Annotated in this window: 18 protein-coding genes and 1 tRNA gene; 4 read left to right on the top strand and 15 right to left on the bottom strand. The window is 32.9% G+C overall.

From position 1 onward, the window contains the following. Nucleotides 1–58: 58 nt before the first annotated feature. Nucleotides 59–132, bottom strand: a tRNA-Arg gene (locus tag SOI86_RS03760). Between the two features lie 142 nt (nt 133–274). Here SOI86_RS03760 and SOI86_RS03755 point away from each other — a divergent pair. After that, nucleotides 275–961, top strand: a complete 687-nt coding sequence (locus tag SOI86_RS03755; RefSeq protein WP_320682259.1) for a hypothetical protein — start codon at nt 275–277, stop codon at nt 959–961. 2 nt (nt 962–963) lie between these two features. On the opposite strand, the gene SOI86_RS03750 is transcribed toward SOI86_RS03755, so the two are convergent. Next, a complete protein-coding gene (locus SOI86_RS03750) occupies nt 964–1,125 on the bottom strand; it encodes a hypothetical protein (protein ID WP_320682258.1) in 162 nt (53 codons plus the stop codon). 81 nt (nt 1,126–1,206) lie between these two features. After that, complete coding sequence (gene rsmI / locus SOI86_RS03745; protein ID WP_320682257.1) at nt 1,207–2,070, bottom strand: 16S rRNA (cytidine(1402)-2'-O)-methyltransferase; 864 nt, start codon at nt 2,068–2,070, stop codon at nt 1,207–1,209. A gap of 3 nt (nt 2,071–2,073) precedes the next feature. Between rsmI and SOI86_RS03740 the strand changes: the two genes are divergently transcribed. Then, on the top strand, nt 2,074–2,976 hold the full coding sequence (locus tag SOI86_RS03740; RefSeq protein WP_320682256.1) for a 3'(2'),5'-bisphosphate nucleotidase CysQ: 903 nt from the start codon (nt 2,074–2,076) through the stop codon (nt 2,974–2,976). Here SOI86_RS03740 and SOI86_RS03735 read toward each other — a convergent pair. The 12 genes from SOI86_RS03735 to sppA form a co-directional block, all read right to left on the bottom strand. Further along, nucleotides 2,973–5,138, bottom strand: a complete 2,166-nt coding sequence (locus SOI86_RS03735; protein ID WP_320682255.1) for a polyribonucleotide nucleotidyltransferase — start codon at nt 5,136–5,138, stop codon at nt 2,973–2,975. The two genes, SOI86_RS03740 and SOI86_RS03735, sit on opposite strands and share 4 nt — an antisense overlap. 171 nt (nt 5,139–5,309) lie before the next feature. Then, nucleotides 5,310–5,612: a 30S ribosomal protein S14 gene (rpsN, locus tag SOI86_RS03730; protein ID WP_320682254.1), complete on the bottom strand. Its 303-nt coding sequence runs from the start codon at nt 5,610–5,612 to the stop codon at nt 5,310–5,312. A 62-nt stretch (nt 5,613–5,674) separates the two neighbouring features. Next, the gene (gene rseP / locus SOI86_RS03725; RefSeq protein ID WP_320682253.1) at nt 5,675–6,754 is read right to left on the bottom strand and encodes an RIP metalloprotease RseP; all 1,080 of its coding nucleotides are present in this window, start codon (nt 6,752–6,754) and stop codon (nt 5,675–5,677) included. A gap of 9 nt (nt 6,755–6,763) precedes the next feature. Continuing rightward, nucleotides 6,764–8,041 (bottom strand): serine--tRNA ligase, encoded by a 1,278-nt coding sequence (gene serS, locus SOI86_RS03720; protein WP_320682252.1) that lies wholly within the window; start codon nt 8,039–8,041, stop codon nt 6,764–6,766. A 127-nt stretch (nt 8,042–8,168) separates the two neighbouring features. Further along, the gene (locus SOI86_RS03715; protein ID WP_320682251.1) at nt 8,169–9,635 is read right to left on the bottom strand and encodes an AAA family ATPase; all 1,467 of its coding nucleotides are present in this window, start codon (nt 9,633–9,635) and stop codon (nt 8,169–8,171) included. 15 nt (nt 9,636–9,650) lie between these two features. Beyond that, nucleotides 9,651–10,793, bottom strand: coding sequence for a membrane protein insertase YidC (gene yidC, locus SOI86_RS03710; protein WP_320682250.1), 1,143 nt, complete (start codon nt 10,791–10,793; stop codon nt 9,651–9,653). A 72-nt stretch (nt 10,794–10,865) separates the two neighbouring features. Beyond that, nucleotides 10,866–11,279: a PH domain-containing protein gene (locus SOI86_RS03705; RefSeq protein ID WP_320682249.1), complete on the bottom strand. Its 414-nt coding sequence runs from the start codon at nt 11,277–11,279 to the stop codon at nt 10,866–10,868. After that, nucleotides 11,276–11,662, bottom strand: coding sequence for a ribonuclease P protein component (gene rnpA / locus SOI86_RS03700; RefSeq protein ID WP_320682248.1), 387 nt, complete (start codon nt 11,660–11,662; stop codon nt 11,276–11,278). Before rnpA ends, SOI86_RS03705 begins: the two co-directional genes overlap by 4 nt. 8 nt (nt 11,663–11,670) lie before the next feature. Beyond that, nucleotides 11,671–11,808: a 50S ribosomal protein L34 gene (rpmH, locus tag SOI86_RS03695; protein WP_002808184.1), complete on the bottom strand. Its 138-nt coding sequence runs from the start codon at nt 11,806–11,808 to the stop codon at nt 11,671–11,673. Nucleotides 11,809–11,838: 30 nt separating this feature from the next. Beyond that, complete coding sequence (locus SOI86_RS03690) at nt 11,839–12,417, bottom strand: DUF2808 domain-containing protein (RefSeq protein ID WP_320682247.1); 579 nt, start codon at nt 12,415–12,417, stop codon at nt 11,839–11,841. 69 nt (nt 12,418–12,486) lie between these two features. Beyond that, nucleotides 12,487–12,858: a chorismate mutase gene (aroH, locus tag SOI86_RS03685; protein ID WP_414477942.1), complete on the bottom strand. Its 372-nt coding sequence runs from the start codon at nt 12,856–12,858 to the stop codon at nt 12,487–12,489. 18 nt (nt 12,859–12,876) lie between these two features. Beyond that, the gene (gene sppA / locus SOI86_RS03680; RefSeq protein WP_320682245.1) at nt 12,877–13,686 is read right to left on the bottom strand and encodes a signal peptide peptidase SppA; all 810 of its coding nucleotides are present in this window, start codon (nt 13,684–13,686) and stop codon (nt 12,877–12,879) included. Between the two features lie 52 nt (nt 13,687–13,738). On the opposite strand from sppA, the gene SOI86_RS03675 reads away from it, so the two are divergent. Both SOI86_RS03675 and SOI86_RS03670 read left to right on the top strand, forming a co-directional pair. Beyond that, nucleotides 13,739–14,680 (top strand): DMT family transporter, encoded by a 942-nt coding sequence (locus tag SOI86_RS03675; protein ID WP_320682244.1) that lies wholly within the window; start codon nt 13,739–13,741, stop codon nt 14,678–14,680. A 27-nt stretch (nt 14,681–14,707) separates the two neighbouring features. After that, on the top strand, nt 14,708–15,790 hold the full coding sequence (locus SOI86_RS03670; protein WP_320682243.1) for a glycosyltransferase family 4 protein: 1,083 nt from the start codon (nt 14,708–14,710) through the stop codon (nt 15,788–15,790). Nucleotides 15,791–15,792 lie beyond the last annotated feature (2 nt).

Genomic DNA, 15,792 nt, shown 5'->3' with positions numbered 1-15,792 from the left:
AATCTATAAAAAACATTTATTTTAGTTCTTTTTTGATGTTTTTTAGTTTTAAATTTAACGCTTCCTGCAGGATTCGAACCTGCGGCCCACTGCTTAGAAGGCAGTTGCTCTATCCAGCTGAGCTAAGGAAGCATCTCTCTATTATATCTGAACGGAAAGGTCTAAACAAACAAAGTATTCCTTAATTTATATTATTTATTAGATAAAGTATCTCAAAAATAATTCTTTTTATTCCAAATTTTCTTTATTATAGTTTTGATGTTCTTATATTAACTTGGCCAAAAGACTTACCGAAAAACAAAAAGGTGAAATGACTCAAGGTTTTAAAGATGGAAAAACTATTGAAGTTCTTTCTGCAGAATTTAATTGTACAAGAACTACCACCATAAGAAATCTGAAGATAAATCTTGGAGAGGCAAGTTATGAAGAATTAAAAAAATCTAATAAAAAATTAATTAAAAAAAATATTCTTGAAGATTCTGAGAAAAAAAAAGAAGTCAATTCTCTAAAAAATGAAGAAGGCTATAAAGAGGGTGATGTCCAGGAGCATAAAAAATCTTTTCAAATTGCTAATGAAAAGGATTTCTACCCAGATTCATCCTTCTTGGAAATTACTCCTCTAAATTTTGAAATTGATAATGCCCCTCGAAAGGAGTTTTCTTCTGTGCCTATTTCCGATATTGATTTTCCTCAAATTGTTTATATGATCGTAGATAAGAAGATTGAGTTAGAAGTTAAATTATTGAAAGATTTTCCAGAATGGGATTTTCTTCCTACTGATGATTTGAATCGAAAATCTATTGAAATATATTTTGACTTAAAAGTTGCAAAAAGGTTTTGTAATAAGGAACAAAAAGTACTGAAGGTACCTAATTCTAATGTATTCAAAATTGCAGCCCCATTTTTGATTTCAAAAGGTATCACAAGGATTGTTAGTTCTGGCTCTTTAATAGCTCTTTGAAATTAATTCCTGCTGTCAAATTTTATATTTAAAAGGCCTCCCAAAATCGATCCACTTATAAAACTTGTTCCTACTATAAAACTAATGGGAAGATTTATAGTTTTATCAAGTAGAAAATCAACTTTACTTCTATTGGAATTATTTTGTATTCCAACGATTAGCATCAAAAAAAGGGATAAGTTGAATAAAAGTGTTAAAAATGTTTTTCTTAGAGGCAAAATCATATTTTTTACATTTATAAAATTTTAGCTTAAATCATAAATAACGCTTTTTTTAATGCCTGTTTTTTTTGCTAAATATTTTGAAGCTGAAGATAAACTTAAACCTGCATTAAGCAAATCCTTTAGTTCTTTCTTAAGGTTTGATTCCTGAAAATCTAGACCTTTTGCTTTAGCAATGCCTTTAATTACAATTGTTATTTCGCCCTTTACTTCTTCTTTTTCGAAAAAACTTATTGCATTCTTTAAGTTATTCCCAATATGTTCTTCAAATTTTTTTGTTAATTCTCGAGATATTTCAATTTCTCTTTCACCTCCGCAATATTCTGATAATTCTCTCAACAATTTTTTGAGACGATGTGGGGATTCAAATATTATTGTTGTTTTTTCATGGTTGCTGATTTCCGTAAGAATTTTTTCTCTTTCAATCTTTTTTCTTGGTAGAAAACCTTCGAATATAAAACTTGATGAAGGCATGCCGCTAGAGATCAGTGCAGTTAGGGCAGCACAAGGACCAGGTACGCATATAACATCATATCCCTGTAATTTAACTGCTTTAGCGATATTCTCTCCTGGATCACAAATCCCAGGCATACCTGCATCACTTACAAGGGCTATTGATTTACTTTCCTTAAGATCTTTAATTATTCTTGGGATTTTGCTAAATGAATTATGCTTATTACAGCTTATAAGGTTATTAGTAATATTAAACTTATTCATTATTTTTCTTGTATGCCTAGTATCCTCGCAGGCAATTAAAGAAACATTTTTAAGAATGTTTATGGCTCTATAAGATAGATCATTTAAATTACCAATAGGTGTTCCAACCATATATAAGACACCACTTTCCGGTTCTTGACTTCTGTGTGATAATGGATAATTATTTTTCATTTAGTGATTAAATTACCTTTTGGAGTAGATATTGATAATCTTATCGAGGATCTAAGGATTTTCAGCTGGGAAGCTGCAGAAATTTTGTTATTTTATTCAAAAAGGATTAAAGATAACTATCAAAAAAAAGATATTATCAAAAATAATAATGATGAGGATCCTGTTACATTAGCCGATTTAAAAGTAAATGAATTGATTATTAAAAGAATTAAAGAAAAATATATGAACATAAATTGGTCAATTTTAAGTGAAGAGAGCGTCAAAATTTCAAATGATTGCATTGATACTGATGCCGAATGGTTATGGATTCTTGATCCCTTAGATGGAACAAAAGATTTTGTTCAAGGGACTAAAAATTATGCAATGCATTTGGCCTTAAATTATAATCAAAAACCTATATTAGGAGTAGTACTGATTCCAGAGAGAGATGAATTATGGATTGCACATGGAGATCAACTTTTTTGTGAAAACAAAGAAGGCTTAAGAAAAAAGATTAATATTTCAGAGAAACGAGATCTCAAAGATATGTCTTTAGTAACAAGTAAGAATCACAGAAATGAAAAATTAAAAGAATTAATTTATAAAATTAATTTCAAGAAAATTATTGTTATGGGAAGTATTGGGTGTAAGGTTGCTTCAATTATTCGAGGAGAAAGTGATATTTATATGTCTTTGAGTATGCCTGGGCAAAGTTCTCCAAAAGATTGGGATTTTGCTTCGCCGGAAGCTATTTTGAAAGCTGCCGGGGGTGCTATAACTACTATATACAACGAGGAACTTATATATAATAGTAAGAGTTTTGAGCATCCTGGAATAATTATTGCTTCCAACAATAAAAACAATCACAAAAGTGTTTGCAACCAAGTGAGAGAAATAATCAAAAAAAACAATATTTACCCAATTTAATTCAATGGTGCTACTGGTGTTGGGGTTGGTTCTGGATAAGACATGCCACTATTTTGAGAAACACCTCTCAAAGTAAGGTTAATTCTGCCTCTACTGTCAATTTCTCGAACTCTTACAGTTACTTCATCACCTTGTCTTACTACATCTTCAACTCTTTCTACTCTAGCTTCAGAAAGTTGAGATATATGAACCATTCCTTCTTTCCCTGGGAGGATTTCCACAAAAGCACCAATTGGAATAATTCGAGTAACAACTCCAGAAAAGATCTCTCCTTCGTGGACTTTCCTTGTTAATCCCTCTATTATCTTTTGAGCTTCTTCTGCAGCGGCTCCATCATGGGATGCGATAGTAACTATTCCGCCATCTTCAATATCAATTTTTGTGTTAGTTCTTTCAGTAATCCCTTTTATAGTTCTACCGCCTGGTCCAATAACAGTTCCTATGAGCTCAGGGTCAATCCTAAAGCTTAAGAGTCTTGGGGCATGGGGAGATAAGGATTCTTGAGGTTTATTTATTGCCTCTTGCATCTTTTCAAGGATATGTAATCTAGCAGGTCGAGCTTTTTTGATTGCATCAGAAATAATAGAAACGGGCAAACCTGTAATTTTCATATCCATTTGTAAAGCAGTTATTCCCTTTTCAGTTCCTGCAACTTTGAAATCCATGTCTCCAAGAAAATCTTCAATTCCTTGAATATCTGTGAGAATTCGAACTTCTTTCCCTTCTTTAATTAACCCCATAGCAGTACCACTTACAAGAGCTTTTAAAGGAACTCCCGCATCTAATAGTGAGAGTGTGCTTCCACAAACTGAACCCATAGAAGTTGAGCCATTGGAACTTAAAACTTCACTAACAACTCTTAGCACATATGGAAATGTTTCTTTGCCTGGCAGAACTGGAATGATTGCTCTTTCAGCAAGTGATCCATGACCAATTTCTCTTCTGCCAGGAGTTCTCATCGGTCTAGTTTCTCCAACAGAATATGGTGGAAAATTGTAGTGATGCAAATATGTTTTTTCTGTGCTTGGGTTAAGATCATCCATCTCTTGAGCATCGCTTGGAGTTCCAAGAGTGGCAGTAGATAAAACCTGAGTTAAACCTCTTTGAAATAAGGCTGAACCATGTACCCTTTTGGGAAGTATACCAGCAGATGCTGTAATTTTTCTCACTTCATCTAGTTCACGACCGTCAACTCGTTTGCCATCATTAATGATTTGGGCCCTCATTAATTTCTTCGTAAGTTTTTTAAAGTCGGAACTTAACAACTTATCATTATCTGATAATAAAGCTTTTAGTTGGTTGTCATCTTTCAAAGATTCAATTTTTTCTTGAGTTTCAATTTTAATCTTTTCAAGTTCAAGATCTCTCTCTTCTTTTGAATGGTCGAATTTCTTTAGAACAATATCTATAGGCTTTGAGCAGTTTTTTTCCAAATATGTAGCTAATGTTTTATCCTCTTCAGGATCCGATGGCTTAATCTGTTTTATTCCTAAGTCTTTTAGTAAATCTTCTTGAGATTTAATAAGTTCAGTAACAGCTTCGTATCCAAAATCTATTGCTTCGATAGTATCTTGCTCTGATAACTGGTTGGCACCTGCCTCAATCATGACAATACCTTCAGGTGATCCTGCAACAACAATATCTAAGTCTCCTTTCTCTATTTCCCTATAGCTTGGATTTAAAATGAAATCATCTCCTATGAGCCCAACTCGAACTGCAGCCATTGGCCCATAAAATGGTATCTCCCCAAGTAAAGTTGCTATTGAAGCCCCAGTAACAGCTAAAACATCAGGCGGAACTCTTTCATCTAGAGAAAGGCAAGAGGCAACAATTTGTATCTCGTCTCTCATCCATGATGGAAAAAGTGGCCTCATTGGCCTATCAATTAATCTTGAAATCAAGGTCGCTCTTTCTGGAGGACGACCCTCTCTTCTCATGAAACCTCCTGGAATCCTTCCTGCAGCATATAACTTTTCCTCGTAATCGCATATTAGAGGTAGAAAGTCAGCAACATCTTTTTTGGTAGTTTTAGTCGCTGTAACCAATAAAGAAGTGTCTCCACACTCAATCATTACTGATCCACTTGCTTGAGGAGCATATAGTCCTGTAGTTAGTCGTATCTCTCGTCCGTCAAACGTGATCGACTTATTTTGTCCTTCCACTTTTTAAATTATAAATCTATACATGATTTATTCTTACATTTTATAGGGACATATTGAGTGAATTATTTAGATACGCTATAAAAATTTTAAAAATGTCCTAAAAATTGATATTAATTTATTTGGTTAGTAGTCTTTCGGTAGAAAATATAATATTTAAATAAAGGACTTATACTACCAACTTGATTTAACCACCCCAGGAAGTTCACCGTTATGAGCTCTTTGCCTCAACTGATTTCTACAAAGACCAAAATCTCTGTAAACGCCTCTTGGTTTACCAGTCGCCCAACATCTATTTCTTACTCTATTTGGAGCAGAGTTTCTTGGTAGAGCCTGAATCTTTCTATGTATTTCTAATCTTTCCATTGGATCTTTTGCAGCATTAAATTCATCTAATAATGATTTCCTTTTCGCAGCATATTTCTTCACTAGCTTTTTGCGTTTGACCTCTCTTGCAATCATGGACTTTTTCGCCATTTAATAGAATCTTTAAACTACCTAATATATTAACAGCTTGACTAACAATTTTAAAAATTTATTTATTGGTTTAATAATTTTTGAACGATTAAAAGTTGACTAGTATCTCTAATAATTAGTAAAACACTGAGTCCAACTAAAAGGAAAAAACTGGATTGAGTAACAACCATTTGCACCTTAAGTGGTACAGGCTTCCCCCTCAAACCTTCAATTAAAGTAAAAACAAGTTGTCCGCCGTCTAATAGAGGTAAAGGCAATGAGTTTAGAACTGCTAAGTTAATAGAAATTAAAGCAGCAAATAATAATATCCCTGTTCCTCCTTGTTGAGATAGTTGAGCGCCAATTTCAACTATCTTAACTGGCCCACTTAATTGTTGAGCTGTTGAGGAGAAATTTGTTATTAGCCCTTTATAACCTTGAATTGTTTTTACTAAAAGTGATGAAAACTCATTGTTGGTGTATTTAAAAAGTTCGTAAATGTTTTTTGTTTTTTTAGTTTCTTTTCTTATATTAGGCTGTAATTGAGCACCTATTGTCCCTTTGCCTTCAACATTCTTTGGTACCAAATTTAAATCTTTAAAAATCCCATCTCTTTCAATCTTTATTGAAATTGACTCATCTGATGAATTTTGAATCTTTTTTACTAAAGTGGAAACAGCTTGATCACCAGCTCCCAAAGTAATAGTTTCAATTTCTAATATTTTATCTCCTGCTTCTAAGCCAGCAATAGAAGCAGACTTATCAGGCTGTGTAGCTAAAACTAAAATTCCGGGTTCAGGATCAAATGGGATACCTATTGTAGTTACATTTATAATTAAAATAGTGTATGCAAGAATTAGGTTAGCGAATACTCCAGCAGAGATTACAATAACCCTTTGAATTATCGGTCTATTTTTTAAAAGATTTGGATCTTTAGGGTCAATATTATTTACTTCTTCATCAGGGAAAGAAACAAATCCCCCAAGAGGAAAGGCTCGAAAGGAATAAGTGATACCTTTATATTTTTTCTGAATTATTGAGGGTCCAAAACCAATTGAAAATCCATTAACATAAATTCCCTGTAAAATTGCTGCAAGAAAATGGCCCATCTCATGAAAAAAAATGAGAAATCCCAGAACTGTTATTGAGGTTAAAACATTCATTTTTTTATACTAAGCATTTTTTAACAAATTTGATCCAAAATAAGGAACTAGAGAATCTGGAAGCTTAACGCTCCCATCTATTTGTTGGCCATTCTCAAGAATCGCAGCCATCGTTCTTCCAATAGCAAGGCCACTACCATTTAAGGTATGTAAATATTTATTTTTTTTGTCAAGTTTTGTTCTTATTGATGATCTGCGTGCTTGAAAGTCTAGACAATTGCTACAACTTGAAATTTCTCTATAACATTTACTACTTGGTAACCAGACTTCAAGATCAAAAGTTCTACTTGAAGAAAAGCCTAAGTCTCCAGTACAAATATCTATTAATCTGTAGGGTAGATTGAGCTTTTTTAAAATGCTTTCTGCATCTGAAGTGATTTTTTTATGAGCTTCTATAGATTTACTTGGATCACAAAACCAATATAATTCAACCTTATTAAACTGATGGAGTCTTATTAAACCTTTAGTATCCCTTCCATAACTACCAGCTTCTCTTCTGAAACATGGGCTATATGCAACATACTTAATAGGTAACTGTTCGGGATCAATAATCTCATTTTTATGAAAAGCGGTAAGTGGTACTTCAGCTGTTGGGGAAAGCCATAAATCGTCATTAGAACACTTAAAACTTTCATTTGAAAATTTAGGTAATTGACCAGATCCTGTAAGACTTTCTGAATTTATTAAAGCTGGAGGTATTAACTCTAAATAACCATTTTTAGTATGCATATCGAGCATGAAATTTATTAATGCCCTCTCTAATCGTGCACCATTACCAATAAGTGTAATAAAACGACTTTTTGATATTTTTGTTGATTTTATGGAGTCAAAAAGATTAAGATTTTCTCCTATCTCCCAGTGAGATTTAAGATTCTCTTTTATCAACGGATCTCCCCAAGTTTTTAATTGGACATTATCACTTTCATCTGTACCAACTGGTGTATCTTTGCTAGGGAAATTTGGTAAATTATAAATCTCACTATGTATTTGTTTATCTAATATTCTTTTTTTCTCCTCCAATTTAGAAATTTTAATTCTGTATTCGTTTCCTTTCTTTTTTAAATTTTTAAGTTCTGGTGAATCATTGTTTTGAGACTTTCTGATTTCTTGACCAATTAATTTACTTAATTTTTTACTCTCAGATTGGAGGCTGGATATTTCTATATCAATTTCTTTTTTCTTAACAGTTAGTTCATGTATGTGAGATATTTTATAAGGTTTTCCTCTTAAGGATAAATTCTCTTCAACAGATTTCGGATTTTCTCTTATTAATTTTTGATCTAACACTCTTTTTTTTTTTTAATACCTTAATCAAGATAGTTAATATCCATTCATTATTAGGGATTTTTGATGAAAAATTAACTAAATTAATGATTCCTAACTTATTTTCTATTTTTTATAAATTAGAATTTAGTTACGACGCATAACGAGCCCGCCCTGTAGAGGACCAACTTTTTAGTAAATCAATTTGTTCTTTAGCTGTTCTGGATAAGGGAACTAATTCAGAAACTGCCTTTATTAAATCTTTCTCCATAAGCTCTCTATTTTCAGAAAATGAAATGTGCATTCCTTCTATTACAGCTTGTTCAAGCTCTGCTCCAGAAAATCCATTTGTTCTGTCAATAATTGTGGAGAGAGGAAAACTGTAACTAGGTCTTCTTTTTTTTAAGTGCAAATCAAGAATATTTAATCTTTCTTCAGAATTTGGTAAATCAAGAAAAAATATCTCATCAAATCTACCCTTTCTTAATAATTCCGCAGGAAGTTTATCTATAGCATTAGCAGTGGCAATCACGAATACGGCAGATTCTTTTTCTGCCATCCAAGTAAGCAAACTTGCTAAAACTCTTTGACTTGTACCTCCATCACTTCTTGCATCACCCCCAAACCCCTTATCAATTTCATCGATCCAAAGAATACAAGGAGACATGGCCTCAGCTCTTAATATCGTTTCTCTTGTTCTCGCCTCGCTTGAACCAACAAGGCTAGAAAATAGTCTTCCCACATCTAACCTGAGAAGAGGCATAGACCAACTCTTGGAAATAGATTTTGCAGTAAGTGATTTACCGGTTCCTTGCGCTCCTACTAGTAAAACTCCTTTTGGGATAGGTAGTCCATAGTCTCTTGCTTCTTTAGAAAAAGCCCTATATCTTTGATTAAGCCAAACTTTTAAAACATTTAAGCCACCAATATCATCCTGACTTGAGTTAGCCTCGAAAAATTCTAAAACTTCACTTCTAGCGATGACTTGTTTTTTTTCTTCAAGAATATCTTTAATATCTTCTTTACTTATTTTCCCCCTTTGAGCAAGTGCTTTTGCAGTAACTTGCTTTACCTTTATTTCGGTTAATCCACTTGCAGCTATAGATAGTTCATTTAGCTCTTGTTCATTAAGATTTGAATTAGTATTAATAGCAATTTTTTTTATTAGATTTTTCAAATCTTTTTGATCAGGCAAAGGCAAGTTTAAAATCGTCATTAGTTCATCAAGCTCTTCGGATGATGGAAACAAATGAGAACTAATAATTAAATTATTACAAGTTTCTTTAAGCACAGAAGATAATTCTTTAATAGTCCTATTTATAGATGGATCTTCATAAAATTTATGAAAATCTTTTACTAATAATATTGTCGACATATCAGGATTTTGTTCCTTTAGCCAATTAAGCACTCCTAATGGATTGTTAGAGAATTTTCCTTTTTCATTTAATAATCCTTTGATTCCGTTAACACAATCCCAACAAACAAATCTTTTTATGTTTAGTCTTTCAATCGAATAATTGATAATTTTTTCTAATCTTTCTTCTTCTTTAGTCTTAATCCAAATTAGTGGGGTTCTTGATTTTATAAGTAGTTCAAAATTTTTACACCAAGAATTCATTATTTAAGTTTTAGACTATTTTTTACTATTAGGTTCAAAAGGTAATCTTTTATCTGAGATAGTTGTAGCAGTAGTTGTTATTGCATCATTTTTAGCCATTAATTGTTGATCCATGATTTTTTGTAGATTCTCAGGAAGAGCTTCTTTGTTAAGAAGAAAGGTCTGAAATGCTTGAAATATGTTTGCAACAACCATATACAGTAGTACTCCTGCTGGGAGTGGGAAAAAAAGGAACATACCAGTAATCATGATAGGAGTTATTTTGTTCGCTGTTGATTGCTGTGGGTTTGCCGGCATTCCCTGACTAGATAAAACTTGAGAGAGTAATAAGGTTAATCCAAAGGCTCCAACAAGGGCAGCAATATCCCAATTAATAGATCCATCTACATAAAAGCCAACTTGACCAAGAGCTTTAATAAAAAGAAATCCACTTTTAGCAGCTAGACCAGGTATTTTAGCTTCAATTGTTGCATCGCCTGGCTTAATAGCAGTTACTGTACCGTCTTGGGAAACTTTTAGATTTTCGGATCCTTTTGAAACCTTCCAAGTAGGGAGAAATTTTGATCCGTTATCATACTTAGATAAAACTTCTGAATAGCTGTTACCATTTGTTGTCTGCAAATTTATTTTTATTGATTCATCTGCTCCTAATTTTGTTCCATTAGGAATGGTAGCTACTACAGGGAAATGAGATTTTTCTGTAATAAATATTGAGTGTCTTGGGGATTTATAAGGTTTTGGGTCAATAGCCGCAATTTGATCCTGAGGTACGACTTTAAGATTTATGTTGTAAGGAACATCAGCAAATGGTGATCCTCTTAAGGTTGCAAATAATGCAAATAGCACAGGCATTTGCACGATCAATGGGAGACAACCTGCGAGAGGACTGCCAAACTCATTCATTAGTTTTCCTAATTCTTCTTGCTGCTTCTTTGGATCACCTGAAAACTTAGATTTTATTTCTGCTTGTCTTTTTTGCATCACTGGCTGGGCAATCTTCATCCTTCTAGCACTTCGTATAGAACCAGCGCTTAAAGGGAAAAGTGCAATTCTAATTACTACTGTTAAAGCTACAATTGCCAAACCATAACTAGGAACTAATCCGTAGAAAAAATCCAGAATCGGGATAAGTAGTTTGTCAGAAATGAACCCTATCACGATATTAAAAAGAGTGAAATTTTATTAGACATTTTATTTTACAGGAAAAAAAGGTTTTTGTAATTAATTTATTTAGGATTTAGTAGCAAATCCTTCTACCTCGTTTAGATTTGGGATTTGTGTTCTTTTATTTATATTTTCTTCAATAAATTCTTGCTTTTCTCTGAATTGAGGTAAAGATTTCATTTCAACCTTTGATCCGTCATTGAGAATAAGAACCATATCACCATATGAACCAAATCCCCTTGGAATAGATCTGATTTCTTCAATGTTACTTAATGAAACTTGTGTTTTGTTTTTACCAAACCAACCTCCATTTATTGTGATTCTTTTATTTGTAATTTTATATCTCAACCACAAGGCTCTAACTATTGCGGCAAAGGTAAATGGCAAACCAAGAATTGTTATCCCTGCCAATAAATTTGTAATTAAATCACTTTTTGCGGGACCACCCTCGTAAAAGGTTTCTTCATTCATGTTAATCATTTGATTAGACGAGATTTGAACATTAAGTTGTGAAATTCCTCCAAAAGTTTATTTTCATCATTGCAGAAATCTCCAATTTTAAGGTTAACAAGTAACCAATAAGGTTTGTGGTTATTAATTTTTTCAAAGTTTGTTAATAACCACTCTTGTAGGATTCTTCTTATTCTATTTCTCTCTACAGCTTTTCTTGAAACTTTTTTACTAATGGTAATTGCTATCTTCAAATTGTTTGTGGTATACCTGAGTTTATGAGATGAGATAATTTCTGGATTTGATCTCGCCACTTTAAAAGTCATTAATGTCCCGTGATATTTTCGTGAATTGTTATGTATATAATTAAAAGTCCTATGACCTTTTAAACGCATATCTTTAGGTAAGGCCATTTTTTAGTTTAAACAGCTATTCTTTCTCTACCTTTTTGTCTTCTGCTTTTAATAACTCTTCTACCAGTATGAGAACGCATTCTTACTCTAAAACCAGATACACGTTTTCTTTTTCTTGAAGTTCCGCCAAAAGTTCTTTTAGTCATTTTTTTTATTATCCACAATTAATCTATCATTTAATCGATCACTATAGTCCAGCTTCCTAAATAACTTGAAACTGATTTCCCTTTAGGTTGCCCATATGAATGAAATTGATGTAGACCTGATTTCCTTGGATTAAAGACTTTTAAGACAATGGCATAACTATCTTTGTTAGATGGAATTGGCCTAAAGGGGTAAATATTTATTGAACGTAGGGATGAATCATCAGTATTGATTTCAATATCAGCTGGAATATCTTCTAAACATTTAGTTCGATTTTCAAAACCACCTATTCTTACCTTGCAAAGACTTATTTTTTCTTTATTTAAATTTGATTTAAAGGATTTAGGAATTGCTAGATTTATCTTCAAGAGTTCATTATTTCTGTCAAATGGCCTCAAGAAAAAATAAATTGTATTTCTAAAACCTCTTTTATTTTGTTTTTGCAGCCACTTTAATCTTCTGTGTCCAGAGTTTTGGTCCCATTGAAATTCTAACCCTGCTTTAGCAACTTGGATTTGACTTAAAAATGGAGTTGAAAATAAAATTGTAGGGATAAGAAAAAATCTTAAAATTTTAGAATTTAAAGCAAGTTTCTTTGTTGTTTTTAACATTGATTAAATAAATTTTTAAAGGATTAATTAGTCCTATCCAAATTAAAGAGGAAAATTATTATTGTAAGGTTAACATCTATCTGGCCTTAATTTTGAAGCACCTCTTAAATAAGGATGCTTTACTGGAAAATTTGACGGTAATAATACTTGTGCCATTATTCTTATACAAAAATCGACATCATTAGAGACATACATTTGTTGACAGTCTAAAAATGCTACTGAATCAAGTTGATTACATTTTCTTGCAATTGAAGCAGGGAAACATGCGTCCAAATCTTTTGTTGCGGTAAATGTAATGGATAATAAGTTCTTTTTAATAAGATTGTTGCGTGAAATTAATTCATCTATCAATTCCACTACGGCGTCTTCTATTTCCCTGACAGAATTTCCAGATGCTGTTGTAGCCCCTCGAATAAATGTAACTTTATAATCATCTTTCATTTTTTCATGCAAATTGATTCAATGCTTATATAACCAAAGTACTTTATTGGATGAATCAATCTCAAAAAAGATATTATTGATAACTTTTTCAAGAATTTTACTCCCAGGAATTAGTCCAAATATTTTCTTTTTTTTCTTCCCAAATGTTAAGGGCTGAATTTTGGGATCAATATTAACCATTTTTGCAGCAAGTTCCCTAGCAACAAATTCATCTCCAACTTCATCAACAAGACCTAATTCTTTTGCTTGTGTCCCAGTGAAAATCCTTCCATCTGCAAATTTTCTTACTTCTTCAACAGGTAAATTTCTTCCTTCAGCAACAGCTTCAGTAAATTGTTTATAACTTTCATCTATCAAGCCCTGAAGTAGTTCCCTGCCCTCCTTACTTAAGGGTTTATCTGGAGAAAGTATATCTTTAAATACACCGCTTTTAACTGTTTCAAATTTTATGCCGATTTTTTCTAATAATTCAGATAAATTATTTCCTCTTATAATTACACCAATAGAGCCTGTGATTGTGCCTGGATTCGCAACTATCTTGTCAGATGCAACACCAATGTAAACACCTCCAGATGCCGATATGTTTCCAAAACTAGCAATGACTTTACATCCTTTATCTTTTAGTCTTTTAATGGCAGAGTATATTTCTTGGCTATCACCAACAGTACCCCCTGGCGAATCAATTCTCACGATTAAGGCAGGAAATTCTCTATCCTCAATTTGTTTAAGAGCTTTAAGGACAGAAACTCTTGTTGAACTTGTAATAGGCTCATCAATAACGATACGAGCCATTCTTTTTTTTGATTTTCGTCTAAAAGGCCAAATCATTCTTTTAAGGTAAATACATAAAACTACTTTAAAAAGATTATCAGCAGAACTAATGAATTCAATCCTAAATTGGTTTTTAATGATACTCCCTTTTGCACTTTGGGGTACTTCAATGGCTGCTATGACACCCTTAGTATCTAGTGCTGGGCCAGAGTTTGTAGCTTCTTTAAGATTACTTCCTGCGGGAATCCTTGTTCTAATTACAACATATTTGTTTAAAAGAGATTTAAAAATTTATAGGTGCGACTTGAAGTGGTTTTTTGTTTTTACAATTGTAGACGCCACTTTTTTTCAGTTGTTTTTAACTTATGGGATTGAAAAAACTGGAGCAGGTCTTGGCTCTGTTTTGATTGATTCTCAGCCCCTTTTGGTCGCGATTTTAGCAAGGGCAATTTTTGGAAATTTAATTAATCCAATAGGTTGGTTAGGGTTGCTTTTTGGCTTAGGAGGAATAGTATTCTTGGGTGTTCCGAAAGAATTTCTAGAAAGTTGGTGGTTAATGTCTGACACTTCCATGACTAATGTATCTTTTAACTTTGGAGAACTTTGGATGCTTGCAGCTGCGCTAGCTATGGCACTAGGAACAATTTTAATTAGATTCACCTGTACTAAAAGTGATCCAGTGGCAGTTACGGGTTGGCATATGGTTTTAGGTAGTTTGCCCTTGATTATCAAGCATTGCTTGCAATCAAATTTTCAAATAATCCCAGATTGGACAATCTTTGATTGGGGACTTATGTCATTTGCAAGTATTTTTGGAGGTGCAATAGCTTATGGATTGTTTTTCTACTTTGCTAATAATAAAGAGATAACTGGATTTAGTACTCTTGCATTTTTAACTCCTGTATTTGCTCTTCTTAGCGGAGGAGTTTGGTTAGATGAAAGACTTACTCTTCTTCAATGGATAGGCGTAGCTTTTGTTCTTATCTCGGTATTTTTTGTTAGCCAGAGAAGGTCTTTATGGGAAAATAAATTTACTGATACTACTATTTAATTAGATACATGGTGTAAAAATCTAATAATGCGAATAGTTTTGATTAGTACCCCAATAGGTTTTTTGGGAAGCGGTAAAGGTGGGGGAGTTGAATTAACTTTAAATTCCTTAGTTTCAGGGATGCTTTCTTTAGGTCACTCGGTAGAGGTCATAGCTCCGAGGAATTCTAAATTATATAAAAGTAATGAAAAAGCAAAATTACATTTTGTAGAAGGGGAAGATCAAATTAGTTGGCAGCATCAAAATTACAATGCTCCTGTAAATATTCCAGATAATTCACTTCTGGCAGGAATGCTTGAAAAGGGATTAGATATCGCTAAACAGGCAGATGTATTGTTGAACATGTCTTATGATTGGTTACCTATTTGGATGACTTTAAATGTAGATATACCCATTGCACATATTATTAGTATGGGTTCTGAAAGTTCAGTAATTTGTAATTTAATCTCAAAGGTATATGCTAAACATCCATATAATTTTGCTTTTCATTCAAAAATACAAGCTAATGATTATCCATTCATAAAAAAACCAACAATTATTGGGAATGGTTTTAAATTAGATAATTATATTTTTCAAGATTCTGAAAAGGGACCCTTGGCTTGGGTTGGAAGAGTAGCACCGGAGAAAGGTTTAGAGGATGCGGTTTATATAGCAAATCAACTTGGCGAAAAACTAAATGTTTGGGGAGTTATAGAAGATGAGACCTATGCCTCAAAGATAGAACAATCATACCCTCAAGGAACTATAGATTGGATGGGTTTCTTGGCAACCGATGAATTACAAAAAGAACTTGGAAAATGTAGGGTTTTGCTAAATACTCCAAAATGGAATGAGGCATATGGAAATGTTATTGTCGAAGCCTTGGCGTGTGGGGTGCCAGTTATAGCTTATAAAAGGGGAGGACCAAGTGAAATTATTCAGCATGGGCAAACAGGTTATCTTGTCGATCCTGATGATAAAGAAACCATGCTTTCCTATGTAGAAATCATAGAAAAAATAAGCCGTAAGGATTGTAGAGAATGGGTAGAAAAAAATGCTTCCACAGATATATTTGCTAACAAGGTTGTGAACTGGCTTAATAAGGTAATCAACGAATATAAGTTTTTTTAATA

The sequence above is a fragment of the Prochlorococcus sp. MIT 1314 genome, assembly GCF_034093315.1.
In the GTDB taxonomy this organism is placed as follows: Bacteria; Cyanobacteriota; Cyanobacteriia; order PCC-6307; family Cyanobiaceae; genus Prochlorococcus_A; species Prochlorococcus_A marinus_Y.
Note: the sequence above shows the minus strand (reverse complement) of the source record. Positions and strands in the feature narration are given on the sequence as shown.

Bases quoted from the DNA above. Each gene is read 5' to 3' on its own strand.
- sppA (WP_320682245.1), bottom strand. From the start codon at position 13,686: ATGATTTGGCCTTTTAGACGAAAATCAAAAAAAAGAATGGCTCGTATC.
- SOI86_RS03670 (WP_320682243.1), top strand. From the start codon at position 14,708: ATGCGAATAGTTTTGATTAGTACCCCAATAGGTTTTTTGGGAAGCGGT.
- SOI86_RS03705 (WP_320682249.1), bottom strand. From the start codon at position 11,279: ATGATTAACATGAATGAAGAAACCTTTTACGAGGGTGGTCCCGCAAAA.
- SOI86_RS03675 (WP_320682244.1), top strand. From the start codon at position 13,739: ATGAATTCAATCCTAAATTGGTTTTTAATGATACTCCCTTTTGCACTT.
- rpsN (WP_320682254.1), bottom strand. From the start codon at position 5,612: ATGGCGAAAAAGTCCATGATTGCAAGAGAGGTCAAACGCAAAAAGCTA.
- rsmI (WP_320682257.1), bottom strand. From the start codon at position 2,070: ATGAAAAATAATTATCCATTATCACACAGAAGTCAAGAACCGGAAAGT.
- aroH (WP_414477942.1), bottom strand. From the start codon at position 12,858: ATGAAAGATGATTATAAAGTTACATTTATTCGAGGGGCTACAACAGCA.
- SOI86_RS03750 (WP_320682258.1), bottom strand. From the start codon at position 1,125: ATGCTAATCGTTGGAATACAAAATAATTCCAATAGAAGTAAAGTTGAT.
- rnpA (WP_320682248.1), bottom strand. From the start codon at position 11,662: ATGGCCTTACCTAAAGATATGCGTTTAAAAGGTCATAGGACTTTTAAT.
- SOI86_RS03715 (WP_320682251.1), bottom strand. From the start codon at position 9,635: ATGAATTCTTGGTGTAAAAATTTTGAACTACTTATAAAATCAAGAACC.
- rseP (WP_320682253.1), bottom strand. From the start codon at position 6,754: ATGAATGTTTTAACCTCAATAACAGTTCTGGGATTTCTCATTTTTTTT.
- rpmH (WP_002808184.1), bottom strand. From the start codon at position 11,808: ATGACTAAAAGAACTTTTGGCGGAACTTCAAGAAAAAGAAAACGTGTA.
- SOI86_RS03690 (WP_320682247.1), bottom strand. From the start codon at position 12,417: ATGTTAAAAACAACAAAGAAACTTGCTTTAAATTCTAAAATTTTAAGA.